Origin of the sequence: Paraburkholderia hiiakae, assembly GCF_904848665.1 — a bacterium.
GTDB lineage: Bacteria > Pseudomonadota > Gammaproteobacteria > Burkholderiales > Burkholderiaceae > Paraburkholderia > Paraburkholderia hiiakae.
Genome location: NZ_CAJHCQ010000016.1, coordinates 165,704 through 182,657, shown reverse-complemented (window position 1 = coordinate 182,657; position 16,954 = coordinate 165,704). Strand labels below are relative to the sequence as shown.

Genomic DNA, 16,954 nt, shown 5'->3' with positions numbered 1-16,954 from the left:
ACTTATGGGCTTGGCGAAATGCTTGCCTGGAGAGAACAATTGAATTGCCAGGGGTCACGATGTTTTCGCGTCGAAACTCGTCCAGAATCAAATCCGCTACCCGGACACGACTGAAGCTATCCGGAACGGGCCGCTGCCACGCTCACCCATAGCCTGTCGCCACCCCTTCGGCCTCCTTCCGTGGTGATTCTTTAAGGAATGCCGATAAATCGCGTTTTCACGCAATCGAAGATATCGATCCTGAAGCGCACAGACGGAGAATCCAGATGAGTCTGATCGAACACGCCATTATTTCGAGTCAAGCAAGCGCAAAGCACCACGATCCGTCGCTGGCGAACAAGCCGGCTCCGAAGGTCGCGATCATCACGTGCATGGATCCGCGTATGAACGGACTGCTGGAGCGTCTCGATATCAAACCCGCAGATGCAGATCTGATTCGCAATGTGGGAACCGTCGTTACCGATGACGTGGTGCGCTCGCTCATGTTTTCGATTCACGTTCTTGGCGTGAAGGAAATCATGATCGTTGGCCACACAGGATGCGGGATGGAGCTATTTACGGACGAGACCTTTGAGGATCATCTGCACAAACACACCGGAGTGCTGGCGGTCAGTCCTGCAAAGTTCCACTTCTATACCGACGTCAATGAGGCAACGAGAAAGCAGATGTTGAAGCTCCGGTCGCATCCATGGGTACCGTCGGAAATCACCATACGCGGCTTCGTCCTGGATCTCGCAACAGGGGAACTGAGAGAGGTCGTCGCACAGGCGGAGGCCACGGTCAAGTAGCGCAGGGAAACGGCGCGCGGCAACTGCCCGCGCGCGATCGCGTTGTGTTGACCGAAGCAAACCGTCACTGCCCTTGTTGTTGAGCCGCCTGCTCGATCAGCGCCGCCACTTCCTTCGGATGCGACTCATACACCGAATGGCTGGCGCCATCGACTTCCACGGTTTGGGCGTGAGCGCGCTTCGCGTACATGCGCTCGAGGTCCGGGTTGATGATCTTGTCCGCCTTCGCGACCATATAAAACGTCGGCTTGATCTTCCATGCCGGATCAGGGATCTGCGACGTGAATACGCCTGCCGCAGTTGGCATTTGTTCATGGGCCTCGAACTCAGCCTGCGCGATCGGAAGATCGGCCGCGAAATCACGCGGATAGTCGGCCGGATTCAGATAGAGATAGTCGTCCGCCGTTTTCACGATGTCCTCGTGAGGCGTCGCGTTGGGATAACGCTTGCCATTCGAGACTTCGGTTTCGCCGACATCGAGTGCGTGAGCCGCAATGTAGACGAGCGACTTCACGTGTTCGTCGTTGCCCGCCTCCGTGATGATGGCGCCGCCGTAGCTATGGCCGACGAGCACGCACGGGCCGTCGAGGCTATCGATGACGCGCTTCGCAGCCGTCACGTCGTCCTTGAATGACGTCAGCGGTTCTTGCACGAGCGTCACGTTATAGCCGTCCTTCGTAAGAATGTCGTACACCGGACGCCATCCCGCGCCACCCACGAAGGCGCCGTGCACGAGGACGACGTTCTTGATGGGCGCGGCCTGCGCTGTCGTGACGGCGCCGGCAACCAGACAAAGCGCCGCTGCTGCGTGCGCAACGGCAGAACGAAAAGAAGGGAAAGACATTGCAGCTCCTTGGAATGTCGCGAAGTGAACCAGTCGATTGACAACACGGCCAGTCTAAAAAGCGGCCGCGAACGAGAGGGTTACCCAGCTATTACAAAAAAATGACGCGCCTGCTTCGCTGCGTCGAATCAAAGGGACGGAAGACTTGTTATTTTCTTGTAACGATTGGGTAACCTTGCCGACGCAAGCGCCTACCTACACTGCAACCACGCAGTAACGCTTTGCCTCGCTTAGCCAAGTTTCAAGTTGTCCTTCGCCAAGCCTGTCTTCGCGTCCATGCACAGTCGATGCTGCGGCTTTCTTTCCCGACTCATCCGATTTGCAGATATATAGGAGTATTGATCATGTCCAGGATTCTTCTCAGCATTCTCGTTGCTGCCTCCGCCGTCGCCGCTCCTGCGTATAGCTTCGCGCAGTCCACCCAACCCCTCACACGCGCCGAAGTGCGTGCGGATCTCGTGCGCGTCGAGCAGGCCGGGTACAGCCCGGGCCGCGGCGACGACATCAACTATCCGGCTGATATTCAGGCAGCGGAGGCCAAGGTCGCAGCGGGGCAATCCGCGCAAAACTCAGCGCAAACTGATATGGGTGGTGTATCGATGGAGAGCACCTCGGCTGCGGGCTCACGTATGCCTATGCCCGCACCGTCCAACTGTGTTGGCCCGGCTAGCTTTTGCACGATCTATTTTGGTAGTTGATACGGCGGGCACACCGTCTTCGGTGGTCCTACGGAGATGCTGCGCCTTCCAGTGACGGCGCACCGATCTCGCCGGTCGCAAGGGCGAGCGTCGCGGCGGCGGAAAGCGCGGCGCTGTAGCTGTCCGCATACGCGTTCTGCGCAGCGAGAAGCTGGTTCTGCGTGAGGAGCGCGTCGGTGATGGTGCCGACGCCGTGCCGGTACGCGGCAAACGTCGCATCGTAGGTCGTCTGCGCGGCCTCGACCAGCGCCTTCGCGGCGTCGTTCGACGCGAGGCTCGTGGAGAGCCCGTTCTGCGCGGCAACGATCTGCCTGACAGCTTCCTGCCTCGTATGGGTCAGTTGCGCGGACGCACTGTCCGCGTCGTTGCGCGCCTGCATCAGCACGGCGGAACGCAAGCCGCCGTCGTATAGGGGAATCGTCACGCCGAGGAAGATGCTGCCGCTGCGGCGGCTGCCGTTCAGGTTCACCGTGGCCGCCTGATCGCCAACCGGGGGAATCGCCGTGATCGACGTCGTGCCGGTGCCGTACGCGGCCGTGGCGGAGAGGAATATCTTCGGCATGAACGCCGATTCGGCCGCGCGGATCTTCGCCTGGTTGGCCTGCTCTAGCGCATACGCGCCCTGCACGTCCGGCCGCCGCGCAATCGCATCCGCAACGATTTCGTCGACGCTCTGGTGCAGCGCCGGCGTGAGCGAGTGCGCAGGCAACGGGGCGATCACCGGTTTCGACAACGGTGAAATGCCAAGCGCCGACACAAGGCTCAGATAGCTGTCGCTCACGGCGCCGTCCGCCTGCACCTTCAGCAGATTGGCTTGTGCGCGGTTCTGCGTGGCCTGCGCGACTTCGACCACCGTGCCCACGCCCTGCTTTCGCCGTGCACGTGCGGCGCTGAGAATGCCATCCGCGTTGTCGAGCGCCTGCTGTGCGGTGTGCTCCCTCGCGCTGGCCGCTTCGTATGTGTAGTACGCAATGCTCACGTCGTGGATCACGTGCTGGTGAACCGAGGTGAACGCGATGTTTGCCGCCACGGAAAGCTGCTTCGCAGCATCGAGGCGCGCGCGGCGGCCGCCGAAATCGAACAGCAGCCACTGCAGCGAGAGCACCGAAACGGTGCCGTGAATGTTCGAGTTGGTCGATGTGTTGCCGAGCAGCGGCGTCGACGCCGCGCCGCTCGCCGCCTCGTATCCGCCCATGGCGGTGGCGGTGAGTTGCGGCAAATACGCGGTCTTCGCGATGCCCGCCGCGAGCGCTGCATTGCGCGCGTCGTTCCAGGCGATGCGCGTGAGCGGGTTCGTGGACTCCGCGAGATCGATCAGCTCGGCCAGCGTGTACGCGTGGTTCGCATCGAGTGCCGCCGCGGGTTCGATCGAGGCCAGCGCGGCGCTGCGCGGCAACGTGTAGCCAACCTGCGCCGCGTCGCTGGCGCTGCGCGGCGGCCCGGGCACGATGTTGCCGTCGCCGTCCGTCTGCGGCTGCCACGGTCGGTCCGCCGCGGGAGGCGCGAGATCGATCGACGACGTCGCGCAGCCCTCGAATCCCGATACAGTCAATGCGGCAGCCAACGCAGCAGCCAATCCGATAAGCCGGGGCGTCGGTTCAGGGGCGCGCATCGGTCGTCGTCTCCGTGGCCGAAGCTGGGCGCGTGATATCGGCGATCTGTCCGAACCGCTTTGCGATGACGTTCTGGAGCGCATCGAGGGCGGGATCCGCCATGCGGTCCCCGGCGGCATGCTGTGAGGCTTGCACGTGCGCGTCGTCACCCGCCGCGAGACGCTGGGCGATTTCACCCAGCCGCGCCGCGCCCGCGCGCCCTGCCGCGAGAACCAGCGGCGCCTCCAGCGCCTCGAGCTCCGCGAGCGCGCGACGCCGGCTCGCTACCCAGTCGGGCTCGGGACGTACCCACGAAGGCTCGTAGTGAATCAGGCCGAGATCCTGGCGCAGTCCGCCGTACTGGGCGAGCGCGCCTCCCGCGAGCGCGCTGCGCGTGCGGGTGTCCGCTGCGTGCGCGATGCGGGTCCACTGCGCGATAAGCGCTTTGAGCGTCGTGTCGATGCGGCTGGCGATGCTCACGGGCCAGACACGCGTGAAGACCAGATAGATCACAACGTTGCCGATCAAGATGCCGATCACGCGGTCGCGTGCGAGCGTGAGGTCGAACGCGGGCGCCGCGCCCTGGATCACGCACAGGAAGAAGGCGAACGCGATCTGCATGCCCGCATACGAGATCCGCGCCGACCCCATGGCCACCCATGCGGCTAGCCACGCGCCCGCGAACACCAGCGCCATCAGCTCGCCCGCCGAGGTTAGATGAGGCGTCACGAACACGATCGCCGCCGTGCCGAGCAAGGCGCCGACGAGACAGCCCGTGATCCGCAGTGTCAGCTTCTCGACGGTCTCGGCCGTGGTGCTGAGCGAGACCATATAGCAGGTGATGAAGCACGTATGGATGCCCTGCCAGTCGAGCTGCTGATACAGCACGTAGCAGAACATCGCCGCTGCCGTGGTCTTCAGCGCGTAACGGACGTGATCGGGATTCGTGAAGGCATCGGTGTCGAAAAAGCCGCTGCGCTTGGGTGGCTCGGCGGTTTTCTCAGGAGCAGGAACCGGCGCTGCGGCGGCCTGCGGGGGCGGCACCGCGAACCCCTCCAGCGCGGCGCGCAGGTCTGCGAGCACGAGCGCCTGTAGCGCGGTTCCCTCGCCCAGGGCCGGCACATCGAGCGTGACATCCACGGGATAGCCGCCCGCATCGAGCATTGCGGCCATCTGCGTCATCGTTTCGGCAAGCTGCGCCGCGCACGCGTCGGGCAGGCGCGCGCCGGGTTCGCTCGCCGCGAATTCCGTCGCGACCAGGATCGCTGTTGTGGACGCCGCCGCCTGGCGCAGCGGTGCAGCGTCGGCCGGTGTCAACGTGCCTTCGAGTTTCGAGAGCTTGAGCCACGAGAGGATCTGATGGTCGCCCTCCCGCAGGCACGCCTCGAATGCAGCGCGCTCCTCGACGGTCGCCGTGTCCGTGAGGCGGCGCGCAGCGAGCCTCAGGCGCCGTGCAAGCTGCGCGGTGGCGAGCCGGCGCGGCGACGGCGCGATCACCAGGTTCACGACGATCGCGAGACCAATCGGAATCGCCACCATCAGCCACGCGTACATCAGGCCGCGCGTGGCCGCTTCGCCGACTGGCGCGAGGCCAAGCTCGTCGAGCCCGAAGCCGACGATCATCGCAAGGATCGCGCCGATTGGCCGAAGCTTGCTTGCCGAGGTCGCGAATAGCAGTCCGAACGATAGCAACGCCATGCTCGCCACCCGCAGCGGCGGTTGATCGATCGTGAGGATTGCGAAGATCATCACGATGCCGATGATCACGGTCACGAGCAGCATCAAGGCGAACGACATGACGATGCTCGTCATGCGGTCGGGTCGGTTCAGGAACAACACGATATAGACGGAAGTCGAGGCGTCGGGCGTGGCGTAGCCGGTCGTCACGAGCACCGTGAGCGCGCAGATCAGCGCAATGCGCGTGACGATCGCGGCGCGCCCCGGAAACGGCGCGAGCAGCGTCGCGATTTCCCGCGGACCGGGGCGCCTGATGTCAGCGGCAAGACTGGCCATGCCGGACCTCGACGATCGCGCTGGCGCCGATGCGCACCAGCTTGTTGACCGGCGCGTCTATGCGCACGCGAACCGGGAAGCGTTGAGCCACGCGCACCCAGTTCACCGACTGCTGCACGTACGGCAGGCTGCGCGGCAGGTTCACGCGATCCGTGTCCAGGATCCCGGCGCCGATGCCGATCACCTTGCCGCTCATCGGCTGTTTTCGGTCGATCATCGAGTACACGGTTGCGCAGTCGCCCACGTCGATCGCGCCGAGCGCCGTCTCGCGGAAATTCGCCACGGCGAACCATTCGCCCGAATGAACCAGCGTGAAGATGGACTGGTTCGGTGCGACCGTTTCCCCCGCGAGGATCGTCAGCCCTGTCACGTAGCCGTCGAACGGCGCGCGCACGACCGTGTCGTCGAGCGCGCGCTGGGCGATGGCCAGCGCGGCCTCGCGCGCATGCAGCGCCGCGATGGCGTCGGTGTCGTCGCCTATCGTCTGCGTAGAGGAGCGCTGTTGCACCTGCGCCTGCGCGAGCGATACGCTCGCGTCGCGCTGCGCCACGACCGCCTGGTCGAGCTGCTGCGCGGACACATAGCCTTGCGCCGCGAGCGGCCGCAGCCGGTCGACGCTGCGCGTCGCGAGGTCGTAGTTGTGCGTCGCGCGGCGCGTCTGGTCGGCCGCGACGGTCGCGTTCGACGTCTCGCCGATCAGCGTGCGGCGGCGCGTGCCGAGCGAGGCGCGCGCCAGTTCGACTTCGGCCTGCGCCTGCGCGACGCCAAGCCGGTACGGCACCGGGTCGATTTCGAACAGCACGTCGCCCTTCGAGACATGCTGGTTCTCCTCCACGGGAACGCGTATGATCCGGCCGCCCACGGGCGACGCGACGTGGACGACATCCGCGTCGATGGACGCGTCGTCGGTGGACGGATAGCGCGACGAGCGATCGTACGCATACCAGAGTGCCGCCGCGCCGAGCAGGACGATCACGACGGCGATCGCGCGCCCCCTCCATGCATGTCGAGGATTCTGGCCGGCCATTTTCATGTCAGAGCTGCCCCGTTCCCCATAGCCAGACGAACACCCCGGCGACGACGCCGATCCCGGTGCAGACCGAAAGCTGATAAGGCACCTGGCGAATCCATCCAGTCGAGATGAAAACGCGATGCGCGACGAGCGCGCCGACAATGCCGATGGCGGCGCTCACGAGCCAATACGGAAAGTACGCGCCGAAGAGCGACCAGGACGGCGCGCCGCGGGCCACACAACCCGCAAGCGGCATGAAAGCCAGGAATGAACAAACGGCAGCGAATCTGGGCCATGTACGTTGTTTCATCGCTTATTCAACGTTTCGTGACTGGAATAAATGCTGAATTCCACTCGTACGAACAACCCATACGCGCACAGATGGGTTGCGTCCCGCATTCCCAATTCAAGGGCCTCATCTTAGCGCGGTTTGTCGCGGTGCCGCCCTTGGCGCGCCTACGGGTTCCCCCGCCCGCGCTGCCGCGGGAACACAAGCGTAAAGCGCGTCACGCCATTGCTGCTCGAAGCGTGCCACGTTCCGCCGTGCAGCAGCATGATGCTGCGCACGATCGAAAGCCCGAGCCCACTCGACTCCGACGAGCGATGCCGCGACGGATCGGCCCGGTAGAAGCGATCGAAGATCCGTTCGAGATGATGCGGCTCGATCGTCGGTCCGCGATTCTCGACATGGAGCGTGGTGGCCTCCGGTCCTTGGTCCGCCATGGTCGAAATTGCCGTGCCTGGCTCCGCATACCGCAAGGCATTCGCAAGCAAATTCCCCAATGCACGGCGCAGCAGATCCGGATCCGCGCACACGTGACCCTCGCCGCGCCACTCGAGGCTCACGTTGCGGTCCTCCGCGATGCCTTCGAAGTACTCCTGCATACGCTCGAATTCCACACCAAGCGGCAACTCCTTGCGTTCGATGGCGTTGTCGGCCTGCTCGGTGCGCGCAAGAAAAAGCATGTTGTCGATCATCTTCGACAGGCGTTGCAACTCCTCGTAGTTCGAGCCGAGAAGCCGCTGGTAATACGCGGTGTCGCGCGTCTGGCTCAAGCCGACTTCGGTCTGACCCAGCAGGTTGCCGATTGGCGTGCGCAGGTCGTGCGCCATATCCGCCGACACCTGTTTCAACTGCGTGAACCCGCGTTCGAGCCGATCGAGCATGCCGTTAAATGCTGCGATCAATGCGTCGAGTTCGGGCGGCGTGGCGCGCTGCTCGATGCGCGTCGAAAGCGTGCTGACGCCGATCGCCCCGGTTTGCGCAGCGAGCACGCGCAACGGCTGCATGTTGCGGCGCGCGAGGACGAAAGCGAGCAAGGCGACAATGGTTGCGCCAGCGGAGGCGAATAGCAGTATCTGGTTGCGGTATGCCCGCAACAATTGCGTGCGCTCGGTCAGCAAGCGGCCGGAGATGATCTGCAGATCCTGCTTCCCGGCTACGTCGTGCGCCACAGCGGCGACGTAGATGAACGGCGTTCCATCGGCCGCAAGCGTATGGTGAACGGCGCCGAGCGTGAGTGGCGCGTCCACCGGCACGGGCGTCACATCCGGCACCGCCCTGTGCCCCGGATTCACCGTAAGGAGCGGCGCTTCACCCGGAAAGCCCACGATCAGCAGTGACTCCGTATTACCGAGCATGTTCGCGAAGAGATGAGGCTTGTCCCGAATCAGCTCGCGCACGTCGACATCGTTCATGAGTGTGCGAAGCTGGTCGACCCTCGTCACCAGCGCCGCGTCGTCGCGCACCATCAGTTGCCGCTCAAGGCCCCGGTATAGCAAGGTGCCGAGCAACGCCATCGCCGTAAATACGATGAGTGCGTATAGCACCGCAAGGCGCGTGGTGAGCGAAAGGCGCTTCATGCTTCGTACTCGAAACGGTATCCCACGCCGTGAATCGTATGAATCAAGCGAACGGGGAAAGGGTCGTCGATCTTCTGCCGCAACCGGCGCACCGCGACATCGACAACATTGCTGTCGCTGTCGAAATTCATGTCCCACACGCGCGAGGCGATCAGGGCGCGCGAGAGCACCTGACCTTGATGCTCCAGAAAGAATGCCAGCAGGTTGAATTCCTTGTTGGTGAGCGTAATGCGCACGCCGGCCCGGTCGACTCGCCGCTTCGGCACATCGACCCGAAGATCCCCAACTTCGAAGACCTGTTCCTCCTCCTTTTGCGGCTGGCCGCGCCGCAATATGATGCGGATGCGCGCCAGCAACTCGGCAAACGAGAAAGGCTTGACGAGATAATCGTCGGCGCCGAGATCGAGGCCCTTCAACCGGTCTTCGAGCGTGCCGCGCGCGCTCAGAAATAACACCGGGGTTTTGGTGCGCGCGCCGAGCTTCTTCATGACGGTCCAGCCATCCATCTCCGGCATCATCACGTCGAGCAGAATCAGGTCGTAGCCCATCTCCTGCGCAAGGTGTAGTCCGTCGATGCCGTTGGCGGCCACGTCCACCACGTAGCCTGCTTCCGTCAAGCCGTTCTGAATGTACTCGCTGGTCTTGGCTTCGTCTTCGATGACGAGGATTTTCATAGCGTCCGGTCCCTGCACTTTTATGCGCGTGTCACTGATTCTGTGCTCGTTTGCGCCCCTATACCAGTCGGGCATGATTGCAGTCTAAGCAGCGCCCTCTAACGGGGCCGTTACTCAATCATTACAAGAAAATGACGAAACGCAGCGCGTCCCCTCCCTGATATTTTTTTGTAATGACTCGGTCACACTGCTGTTTTTGCCGGGCGCCTAGACTGAGAATCCGTTGTACCGCAAACCGAATTACGCATCGGGCTGCTGGCGGTTACCAAGCCACAGCCGGGATGAGCGCCTGCTTTGCCGCGGAGTGCGATTCAACATCGGTACCGCACATTCCTCCCATGACCCAGCTTAGGAATCCTCCATGGAAATCACGCAAAACACGGCCAATCCCACCCAACGCATGACGATCGGCGACTTCCTCCTGCGCCGCCTCGAGGAAGCCGGTATTCGTCATTTGTTTGGCGTTCCCGGCGACTACAACCTCACACTGTTGCAGCAACTCCACGATAGCGGTGCACTGGAATGGATCGGCACCACGGGCGAGTTGACCTCCTCCTATGCGGCGGACGGTTATGCCCGGCTAAACGGCCTGGGCGCGCTGCTCGTCACGAACGGCGTCGGCGCCTTGAGCGCGCTCAACGGGGTGGCAGGCGCCTATGCCGAGCATGTTCCCGTTATCTGCATCAGCGGTTCGATCCCGCTGCGCTCCATCGATCGCGGCCTCGGCATGCACCACACCATGGCCGACGGCAACTTCGACCACTTCCTGCGCGCCTATGCGCCGGTGACGGTGGCCCAGGCCCGGATCACGCCGCGCAACGCGGTCGTCGAGATCGACCGGCTGATCCTCACGGCCTGGCGGGAAAAGCTCCCTGTCTACATGGAACTGCCGTCTGACATCGCGTATCTCGAGATCGAAGTGCCGGCTGCCCCGCTTGTTCTTGCCCACGTTCCCAGCGATCCGGAACGGCTGCAGTCGTGCATCGCGGCGCTCGCGCAACAGTTGTCCGCCGCGAGATCACCGGCGATTCTGGTGGATACGGATGCCGACCGGTTCGGCGTCGTCCCCGAACTCGTGGCGCTGGCGGACAAGCTGCAGGCACCGCTGGCGGTGATCAACGCGGCCAAGGGCGTGATCGACGCGTCGCACCCGCAGTACCTTGGCATCTATGCCGGCAAAGGCAGCGAGCCAGGGGTATGTGAAGCGATCGAGAGCAGCGACTGTTTGCTCGCCGTCGGCTACCGGCCGATCGAGGTGACCACGGGCGATTTCAGCGCAACGCTGCCCGCCGGCACGATCCACGCGCGTGCGCACGCCGTGGACATCGGCGAAGACAACTATCAGGCGGTGGCGCTCAAGGAGGTGCTACGCGGCGTGATCGACACCGCACCGCAGGTTGCGACGCGCGTTCAACGCCCGGTTGACGCGCCAGCCGCTCGCACGCACGTCGAGGCTGCCGCGAAGCTGACTCAAGCCGCCTACTGGCAGGCCGTTCAGGACTATCTGCGTCCCGGAGATGTCGTGTATGTCGACAATGGCACGTCGTTTTCCATTCTCGGGCTGCAGCTTCCGCCCGGCTGCACCTTCATCGGGTCGATCAACTGGGGATCGATTGGCTATTCGGTCGGCGCCCTGCTTGGCGCGCTGACTGCGGCGCCCGAGCGCCGCCACGTGTTGCTCATAGGCGATGGTTCGTTCCAGGTCACGGCTCAGGAGTTGTCGACCATTCTGCACCACGATCACAAGCCAGCGATTCTGCTGATCAACAACGGCGGCTACACCATCGAACGCGGCTACCTCGGCAAGACCGAACCCTACAACGACATTGCGAATTGGGCCTACGCCGATCTGCCGAAAGTGCTCCATCCCAGCGCATCCGTGCAGTCTTTCGTGGCCAGGACCTGCGGGGATCTGCAACACGCCCTCGCCGCGCCGAACGACAAACTGCTTTTTGTCGAATCGATCATGGACCCCTGCGATGCGCCCGCGGCGATCACGCGAAGCAGCAATCTGGGCGCCGAACTCGACTACGGTCCGCGCGGCCCGCAGCACCGCGAGCATCTCCAGCTCCGAACCGGCGCAGCGCAGATCTAAATAAGGAAACGCCGCCTCGCAAAGACTCTTTGTCTGCGCCGGCGGCGTCTGTCATTTGTTGCGTAGCAAACCGGCGCGGACGGACCGGTTAGCGTGCACGCTATCAATGCTGTGGAATCTTCCCACTTAGTTCATCGTCGACGAACGCGCGGACGATATCCAGGAACGACGCGTCGCCTTGCAGGCCAAGCTGGGTCGCGCGCGCGACGTCCCACTGCGCGGGCCAACTGCCGACGATCTTCTCGACACGCTCGTCCGCCTTCCATTCGATGCGTCCCGCGACGGCATCGCCCGCCACTTCGCGCAGCGCGGCGATCATTTGGTCGACCGTTACCGACACGCCCGGCAGATTCACCGTGCGCCGGTTGCCGAGCGCCGCGCCGTCGATCTCGCAGCCCGCGATAAGACATTCGATCGCCTTGCGTGGCGATAGCAGCCACAGCCGCGTCGAACCGCTCACCGGGCACACGGCCGGCTGACCGTTCAGCGGCTCGCGAATGATGCCACTGGCAAACGAGGACGCCGCCGCGTTCGGCTTGCCCGGCCGCACGCTGATGGTCGGCAGGCGCAGCACGCGGCCATCGACGAAACCGCGCCGCGAGAAGTCATTGAGCAGCAACTCGGCGACGGCCTTCTGCGCGCCATACGAAGACTGCGGATTCAATGCGGTTTCATCGAGCACGACATCGGGCAGATCGCCGCCATAGACGGCGACCGAACTCGTGAACACGACGCGCGGCCGATGCCCACGCTCACGGCACACGTCGAGCAGCAAGCGCGACGCGTCGAGATTGATGCGCATGCCAAGATCGAAGTCCGCTTCCGCCTGGCCGCTGACGATCGCAGCGAGGTGGAAAATCGCTGCCGTCCTGTCGTCGATCAGACGTTCGAGCACGCTGCGCTCGGCAATGTCGCCGACTTCGACACGCACGCGTTCGTCATTCGGACCCGGCGCCGCGACGACGTCGAGCAACACCAGTTCGGTGATCGGCTCGCGCTGTCCATTCGCGCCCGTCAGTTCGCCGCGCGCGAGCAGTTCGCGCGCGAGACGCTGGCCAAGAAATCCCGCTCCGCCCGTGATCAGTACTTTCATGTTCCTGTTGTTCCTCAGTGTGTCTGTCGAATGCGCTCAGGCACGCGCCTTCACATACGGCCTGATCCATCCCAGCCCCTGCGACGTGCCTGCGCGCGGCCGGTACTCGCAACCGATCCAGCCGTCGTAGCCGAGTTCGTCGATCAGCGAGAACAGATACGGGTAGTTCACTTCGCCGATATCCGGCTCGTGCCGCTCGGGCACGCCCGCAATCTGGATATGCCCGATGCCCTTCATGTCCCGCTTGAGCTTCACGGCGAGATCGCCTTCGACGATCTGGCAATGGTAGAGATCGAACTGCACTTTCAGGTTCGGCGCACCGACTTCCGCGCAAATCGCCTGCGCGTCGTCTTGCCGGTTCAGAAAGAAGCCGGGAATGTCGCGCGTGTTGATTGGTTCGATGACAACGGTGATGCCGTCCGCCTGGGCGGCCTTCGCCGCATACTCGAGGTTCTTCAGATACACGTCGCGGTGCGCGGCGCGCGATTGCTCCGGCTTGATCAAGCCGGCCATCACGTGCAGCTTGTCGTTGCCGAGTACGCGCGCGTATTCGAGTGCCGTTTCGACGCTGCGGCGAAACTCGTCTTCGCGGCCCGGCAACGACGCGATGCCGCGCTCGGCTGCCGCCCAGTCACCGGGCGGCGCGTTGAAAAGCGCCTGTGTCAGGCCGTTTTCAGTCAGCCGCGCCTTGATGTCGGCGGCGGGATGCTCATAAGGGAACAGGAACTCCACCGCCTCGAAACCGTCGCGCGCCGCGGCGGCGAAACGATCGAGGAACGCGTGTTCGTTGTACATCATTGTCAGATTGGCGGCGAAGCGTGGCATCGAAGCAACTCCTAAAATACGCGTGTTTAGCGGTTCACGAGCCGCGCGGGCGTCAGCCAGACGGCGAGCGCGCCGATCACGAGCATCGTGGCGAGCACATACATGCCGGACTGCGTGCTGTGCGTGAGATCCTTAAGATAGCCGATCATGTACGGGCTTGCGAAGCCCGCCAGATTGCCGATCGAATTGATGATCGCGATGCCCGCAGCGGCCGTCGCGCCAGACATGAACGCCGTGGGCAGCGACCAGAAGAGCGGCGCGCAGGTCAACACGCCCGCTGCCGCAATCGACAGGAACACGATCGAGACGGCCGTGTTGTTCGCGAACGAAGCCGCGACCGTGAAGCCGACTGCGCCCGCGAGCGCCGGCCCGATCAGATGCCAGCGACGCTCGCGGCGTTTGTCCGCGCTGTGGCCCATCACGTTCATCACGACGATGGCGACGAGAAACGGGATCGCGCTCAGCAGGCCGATTTCGAACGCGCCTGTCACGCCCGTCGACTTCACGAGGGTCGGCATCCAGAACGTGAGTCCGTACTGGCCCGTGACGAACGCGAAATAGATCAGCGACATCCACCACGTGCGCGGATCGCGGAACACCGCGCCCACCGAATGCGACTTCGCTTCTTCCTGCGGTTGCGCGGCGATTTCGTCGGCGAGCAGTTTCTTTTCGCGCGGCGTCAGCCATTTCGCGCCGGCGATGCCGTTGTCGAGGTACAGGATCGTCGCGATGCCGATGGCGATGGCAGGCACCGCTTCGATCACGAACATCCATTGCCAGCCTGCGAAGCCGTGATGGGAGTCGAACGTCTGCATGATCCAGCCCGACAACGGATTGCCGAAAATGCCTGAAACCGGAATCGCCGACATGAACACCGCGATGATCTTCGCGCGACGATGCGACGGGAACCAGTACGTCAGATACAGAATGACGCCCGGATAGAAACCGGCTTCGGCGAGACCGAGCAGGAAGCGCAGCGCGTAGAACTGCATGGGTGTCCTAACGAACACGAACACAGCGGAGAGCAGGCCCCACGTGATCATGATGCGCGCAATCCAGATACGCGCGCCGAGCCGATGCATCAGGATGTTGCTGGGCAGTTCGAAGAGAAAATAGCCGACGAAGAATACACCCGCGCCGAGCCCGAATACGGTCTCGCTGAACGCGAGGTCCTGCGACATTTGCAGCTTCGCAAAGCCCACGTTGACGCGGTCCAGATAGGCGACCACGTAGCACAGCATCAGAAACGGTACGATGCGCCAAAACACCTTGCCGTAGGTGCGTTCGATTTCGGCCGCACCGGGTTGTCCGGCTGCGTCGGCGGTGGCTGCGGGGCGAACGGATGCCGCCTGATAGCTTGTCATGCGTTGTCTCCTTTGTGGTGGCGCCGGTTGCGGGCCGTCCGCTTCGTGTCGGACAGCCCTCCGGCTTTCTGTTCAAGGTAGGTGATACTGCGCGTAAAGCTCGATGTGCTCGAACGGCCTACCAGCGCGCGCCAAACACCGTGCGCAACTCCTCGAGCGCGGTGTCGTCGAGCGGCGCGGGACGCGGGTTCGTCATCAGCCACAAGCGCGCCGTCTCTTCCAGTTCTTCGATCACGTACGAAGCCTGTGAAACGGAACGCTCCCATACGACAGGCCCGAGCCGTTCGAGCAGTACGCCGCGCACGCTGTCGGCGAGCGAGGCGATCTGTTGCGCGACTTGCGGATCGCCGGGTCGCCGGTAGCGAATCAGCGGAATGTGGCCGACCTTCATGACGTAGTACGGCGTGATGGGCGGTAGCACGTCGGCGTCGCTCCAGACGCCTGCGAGGGTCAGCGCGACGAGGTGGGTCGAATGCGTGTGCACGATGCCGCGCGCTTCGCGGTTGCGCTCGTACACGCCGCGATGCAGCGCCAGCGTTTTCGACGGCTTGCCGCCCGAAACCGCGTTGCCGTCGAGATCGACCTTCGCGATCTCCGCGGGATCGAGGCGGCCGAGGCACGCATCCGTCGGCGTAATGAGCCAGCCGTCGTCGAGCCGCGCGCTGATGTTGCCCGCGCTGCCGACCGTGTAACCGCGCTCGTACAGGCTCGCGCCCGTCACGCAGATTTCTTCGCGGACCTTGGCTTCGCCGCTCGTGTGAATGGCGGCTGTCATTGTGCGTCACCGTCGAGCTGACGCAGCGCCTTCGCGAAAAAGTCGACCGCGCCGAAGTTGCCGGACTTGAGCGCGAGCGCAAGCGGCTCAGCGCCAATGGTGGCGGTGGCGGGCACGCCCGGATCGATTTGCCGGCCGATGCGCAGCATGTCGACGCCAAGCGCCTGCACCACCGCACCCGAAGTCTCGCCCCCGGCGACGACGAACTTGCGCACGCCGAGATCGCGCAGACCGCGCGCAATCGATGCGAGCGTGCGTTCGACCAGCTCGCCGGCATGTGCCACGCCGAGTTCGCGCTGGGTCGCCTTCACTTCGTCGGGCGATGCCGTCGCGTAGATCAGCACGGGCTGCGGCTGCGCGGCGTTCATGTGCTCGCGCGCGAAGGCCAGCGCGTGCTCGACGACGGGCTCGCCGCGCGCCGCCGCGAGTGGATCGATGCGAAACGCGGGACGCGTTTCGCGCCATGCGGCAACCTGCGCATTCGTCGCTTTCGACGCGCTGCCCGCCAGCACCGCCGACGCGCCGTCGATACGCGGCAGCTCGCCTGCGTCGGCGGCATCGGCGAGCAAACCGGCGCGGCGGAAATTCGCGGGCAGACCGAGTGCGACACCCGAGCCGCCCGTGATCAGCGGCAGGTCCGCGCACGCTTGCCCGAGTGTGTAGAGATCGGCATCTGAGACGGCATCGGCAATCGCCATGCGCACGCCATCGGCGCGCAACGCGTCGATCGATGCGCGCACGGCTTGCGCGCCCTGCGCCACTGCGTCATAGCGCACGAGGCCGACTTTCGAGCGCGTCTGGCGTTGCAGCACGCGCACGAGGTTCGCGTCCGTCATCGGCGTGAGGGGATGATGCTCCATGCCCGACTCGTTCAGCAGCACGTCGCCGACGAACAGGTGCCCGCGATAAATCGTGCGGCCGTTCTCCGGAAACGCGGGGCATGCGATTCCGAACGGCGCGCCGCCGTCGATGGGCGCCAGCGCGTCGAGCAGCGCGTCCGCAACGGGCCCGATGTTGCCTTTGTCCGTCGAATCGAAGGTCGAGCAGTACTTGAAGAAGAACTGGCGGCAGCCTTGCGCACGCAGCCATTCGAGCGCGGCCAGCGACTGCGCCACGGCGTCGGCGGCGTCGATCGTGCGCGACTTCAGCGCGACCACGAGCGCGTCGGCTTCGATGCGCGTGTCGGCGCCGGGCACGCCGATCGTCTGAACGGTGCGCATGCCGCCGCGCACCAGCATGTTCGCAAGATCGGTCGCGCCCGTGAAATCGTCGGCGATGCAGCCAAGCAGCGGCTTGCTGGCAGAAGCCTTCATGTTCG

15 protein-coding genes are annotated in these 16,954 nt (G+C 64.1%); 3 read left to right on the top strand and 12 right to left on the bottom strand.

The annotated features are described in order from the left end of the window. The first annotated feature begins 266 nt into the window (after window positions 1-266). Window positions 267-788, top strand: coding sequence for a beta-class carbonic anhydrase (locus JMY28_RS27145; protein WP_201698979.1), 522 nt, complete (start codon window positions 267-269; stop codon window positions 786-788). A gap of 64 nt (window positions 789-852) precedes the next feature. On the opposite strand, the gene JMY28_RS27140 is transcribed toward JMY28_RS27145, so the two are convergent. Next, window positions 853-1,632: an alpha/beta hydrolase gene (locus tag JMY28_RS27140; RefSeq protein ID WP_201698978.1), complete on the bottom strand. Its 780-nt coding sequence runs from the start codon at window positions 1,630-1,632 to the stop codon at window positions 853-855. 344 nt (window positions 1,633-1,976) lie between these two features. On the opposite strand from JMY28_RS27140, the gene JMY28_RS27135 reads away from it, so the two are divergent. Continuing rightward, window positions 1,977-2,330, top strand: a complete 354-nt coding sequence (locus tag JMY28_RS27135; protein ID WP_201698977.1) for a DUF4148 domain-containing protein — start codon at window positions 1,977-1,979, stop codon at window positions 2,328-2,330. A 28-nt stretch (window positions 2,331-2,358) separates the two neighbouring features. Here the strand turns inward: JMY28_RS27135 and JMY28_RS27130 are convergent, their stop codons facing one another. The 6 genes from JMY28_RS27130 to JMY28_RS27105 all read right to left on the bottom strand — a co-directional run bounded on the left by JMY28_RS27130 (window position 2,359) and on the right by JMY28_RS27105 (window position 9,484). Beyond that, window positions 2,359-3,942, bottom strand: coding sequence for a TolC family protein (locus tag JMY28_RS27130; RefSeq protein WP_201698976.1), 1,584 nt, complete (start codon window positions 3,940-3,942; stop codon window positions 2,359-2,361). Further along, window positions 3,929-5,935, bottom strand: a complete 2,007-nt coding sequence (locus JMY28_RS27125) for an FUSC family protein (protein WP_201698975.1) — start codon at window positions 5,933-5,935, stop codon at window positions 3,929-3,931. Before JMY28_RS27125 ends, JMY28_RS27130 begins: the two co-directional genes overlap by 14 nt. Continuing rightward, window positions 5,916-6,968 carry a multidrug transporter subunit MdtN gene (gene mdtN / locus JMY28_RS27120; protein ID WP_201698974.1) on the bottom strand — a complete coding sequence of 351 codons (1,053 nt, stop codon included), beginning with the start codon at window positions 6,966-6,968 and terminating at the stop codon, window positions 5,916-5,918. Before mdtN ends, JMY28_RS27125 begins: the two co-directional genes overlap by 20 nt. 1 nt (window position 6,969) lies before the next feature. Then, on the bottom strand, window positions 6,970-7,257 hold the full coding sequence (locus JMY28_RS27115; RefSeq protein ID WP_201698973.1) for a hypothetical protein: 288 nt from the start codon (window positions 7,255-7,257) through the stop codon (window positions 6,970-6,972). 146 nt (window positions 7,258-7,403) lie between these two features. Next, window positions 7,404-8,810, bottom strand: a complete 1,407-nt coding sequence (locus tag JMY28_RS27110; RefSeq protein WP_201698972.1) for a heavy metal sensor histidine kinase — start codon at window positions 8,808-8,810, stop codon at window positions 7,404-7,406. Further along, the gene (locus tag JMY28_RS27105; protein ID WP_201698971.1) at window positions 8,807-9,484 is read right to left on the bottom strand and encodes a heavy metal response regulator transcription factor; all 678 of its coding nucleotides are present in this window, start codon (window positions 9,482-9,484) and stop codon (window positions 8,807-8,809) included. Before JMY28_RS27105 ends, JMY28_RS27110 begins: the two co-directional genes overlap by 4 nt. A gap of 400 nt (window positions 9,485-9,884) precedes the next feature. Here JMY28_RS27105 and JMY28_RS27100 point away from each other — a divergent pair, with 400 nt between their 5' ends. Continuing rightward, window positions 9,885-11,579: an alpha-keto acid decarboxylase family protein gene (locus tag JMY28_RS27100; protein WP_201698970.1), complete on the top strand. Its 1,695-nt coding sequence runs from the start codon at window positions 9,885-9,887 to the stop codon at window positions 11,577-11,579. A gap of 103 nt (window positions 11,580-11,682) precedes the next feature. On the opposite strand, the gene denD is transcribed toward JMY28_RS27100, so the two are convergent. From denD to otnK, 5 genes are all read right to left on the bottom strand, one after another. Next, window positions 11,683-12,672, bottom strand: a complete 990-nt coding sequence (denD, locus tag JMY28_RS27095; protein ID WP_201698969.1) for a D-erythronate dehydrogenase — start codon at window positions 12,670-12,672, stop codon at window positions 11,683-11,685. Between the two features lie 36 nt (window positions 12,673-12,708). After that, entirely contained in the window at window positions 12,709-13,497 is a 789-nt protein-coding gene (gene otnI, locus JMY28_RS27090; RefSeq protein WP_201698968.1) for a 2-oxo-tetronate isomerase, read from the bottom strand. Between the two features lie 26 nt (window positions 13,498-13,523). After that, on the bottom strand, window positions 13,524-14,861 hold the full coding sequence (locus JMY28_RS27085) for an MFS transporter (protein ID WP_201698967.1): 1,338 nt from the start codon (window positions 14,859-14,861) through the stop codon (window positions 13,524-13,526). A gap of 118 nt (window positions 14,862-14,979) precedes the next feature. Next, window positions 14,980-15,636 carry a 3-oxo-tetronate 4-phosphate decarboxylase gene (gene otnC / locus JMY28_RS27080; RefSeq protein WP_201698966.1) on the bottom strand — a complete coding sequence of 219 codons (657 nt, stop codon included), beginning with the start codon at window positions 15,634-15,636 and terminating at the stop codon, window positions 14,980-14,982. Continuing rightward, window positions 15,633-16,949, bottom strand: coding sequence for a 3-oxo-tetronate kinase (gene otnK, locus JMY28_RS27075; protein ID WP_201699008.1), 1,317 nt, complete (start codon window positions 16,947-16,949; stop codon window positions 15,633-15,635). Before otnK ends, otnC begins: the two co-directional genes overlap by 4 nt. Window positions 16,950-16,954: the final 5 nt, after the last annotated feature.

Excerpts from the sequence above, each read along its gene's own strand:
- JMY28_RS27145 (WP_201698979.1), top strand. The coding sequence starts at position 267 with ATGAGTCTGATCGAACACGCCATTATTTCGAGTCAAGCAAGCGCAAAG.
- JMY28_RS27140 (WP_201698978.1), bottom strand. The coding sequence starts at position 1,632 with ATGTCTTTCCCTTCTTTTCGTTCTGCCGTTGCGCACGCAGCAGCGGCG.
- JMY28_RS27135 (WP_201698977.1), top strand. The coding sequence starts at position 1,977 with ATGTCCAGGATTCTTCTCAGCATTCTCGTTGCTGCCTCCGCCGTCGCC.
- JMY28_RS27130 (WP_201698976.1), bottom strand. The coding sequence starts at position 3,942 with ATGCGCGCCCCTGAACCGACGCCCCGGCTTATCGGATTGGCTGCTGCG.
- JMY28_RS27125 (WP_201698975.1), bottom strand. The coding sequence starts at position 5,935 with ATGGCCAGTCTTGCCGCTGACATCAGGCGCCCCGGTCCGCGGGAAATC.
- mdtN (WP_201698974.1), bottom strand. The coding sequence starts at position 6,968 with ATGAAAATGGCCGGCCAGAATCCTCGACATGCATGGAGGGGGCGCGCG.
- JMY28_RS27115 (WP_201698973.1), bottom strand. The coding sequence starts at position 7,257 with ATGAAACAACGTACATGGCCCAGATTCGCTGCCGTTTGTTCATTCCTG.
- JMY28_RS27110 (WP_201698972.1), bottom strand. The coding sequence starts at position 8,810 with ATGAAGCGCCTTTCGCTCACCACGCGCCTTGCGGTGCTATACGCACTC.
- JMY28_RS27105 (WP_201698971.1), bottom strand. The coding sequence starts at position 9,484 with ATGAAAATCCTCGTCATCGAAGACGAAGCCAAGACCAGCGAGTACATT.
- JMY28_RS27100 (WP_201698970.1), top strand. The coding sequence starts at position 9,885 with ATGACGATCGGCGACTTCCTCCTGCGCCGCCTCGAGGAAGCCGGTATT.
- denD (WP_201698969.1), bottom strand. The coding sequence starts at position 12,672 with ATGAAAGTACTGATCACGGGCGGAGCGGGATTTCTTGGCCAGCGTCTC.
- otnI (WP_201698968.1), bottom strand. The coding sequence starts at position 13,497 with ATGCCACGCTTCGCCGCCAATCTGACAATGATGTACAACGAACACGCG.
- JMY28_RS27085 (WP_201698967.1), bottom strand. The coding sequence starts at position 14,861 with ATGACAAGCTATCAGGCGGCATCCGTTCGCCCCGCAGCCACCGCCGAC.
- otnC (WP_201698966.1), bottom strand. The coding sequence starts at position 15,636 with ATGACAGCCGCCATTCACACGAGCGGCGAAGCCAAGGTCCGCGAAGAA.
- otnK (WP_201699008.1), bottom strand. The coding sequence starts at position 16,949 with ATGAAGGCTTCTGCCAGCAAGCCGCTGCTTGGCTGCATCGCCGACGAT.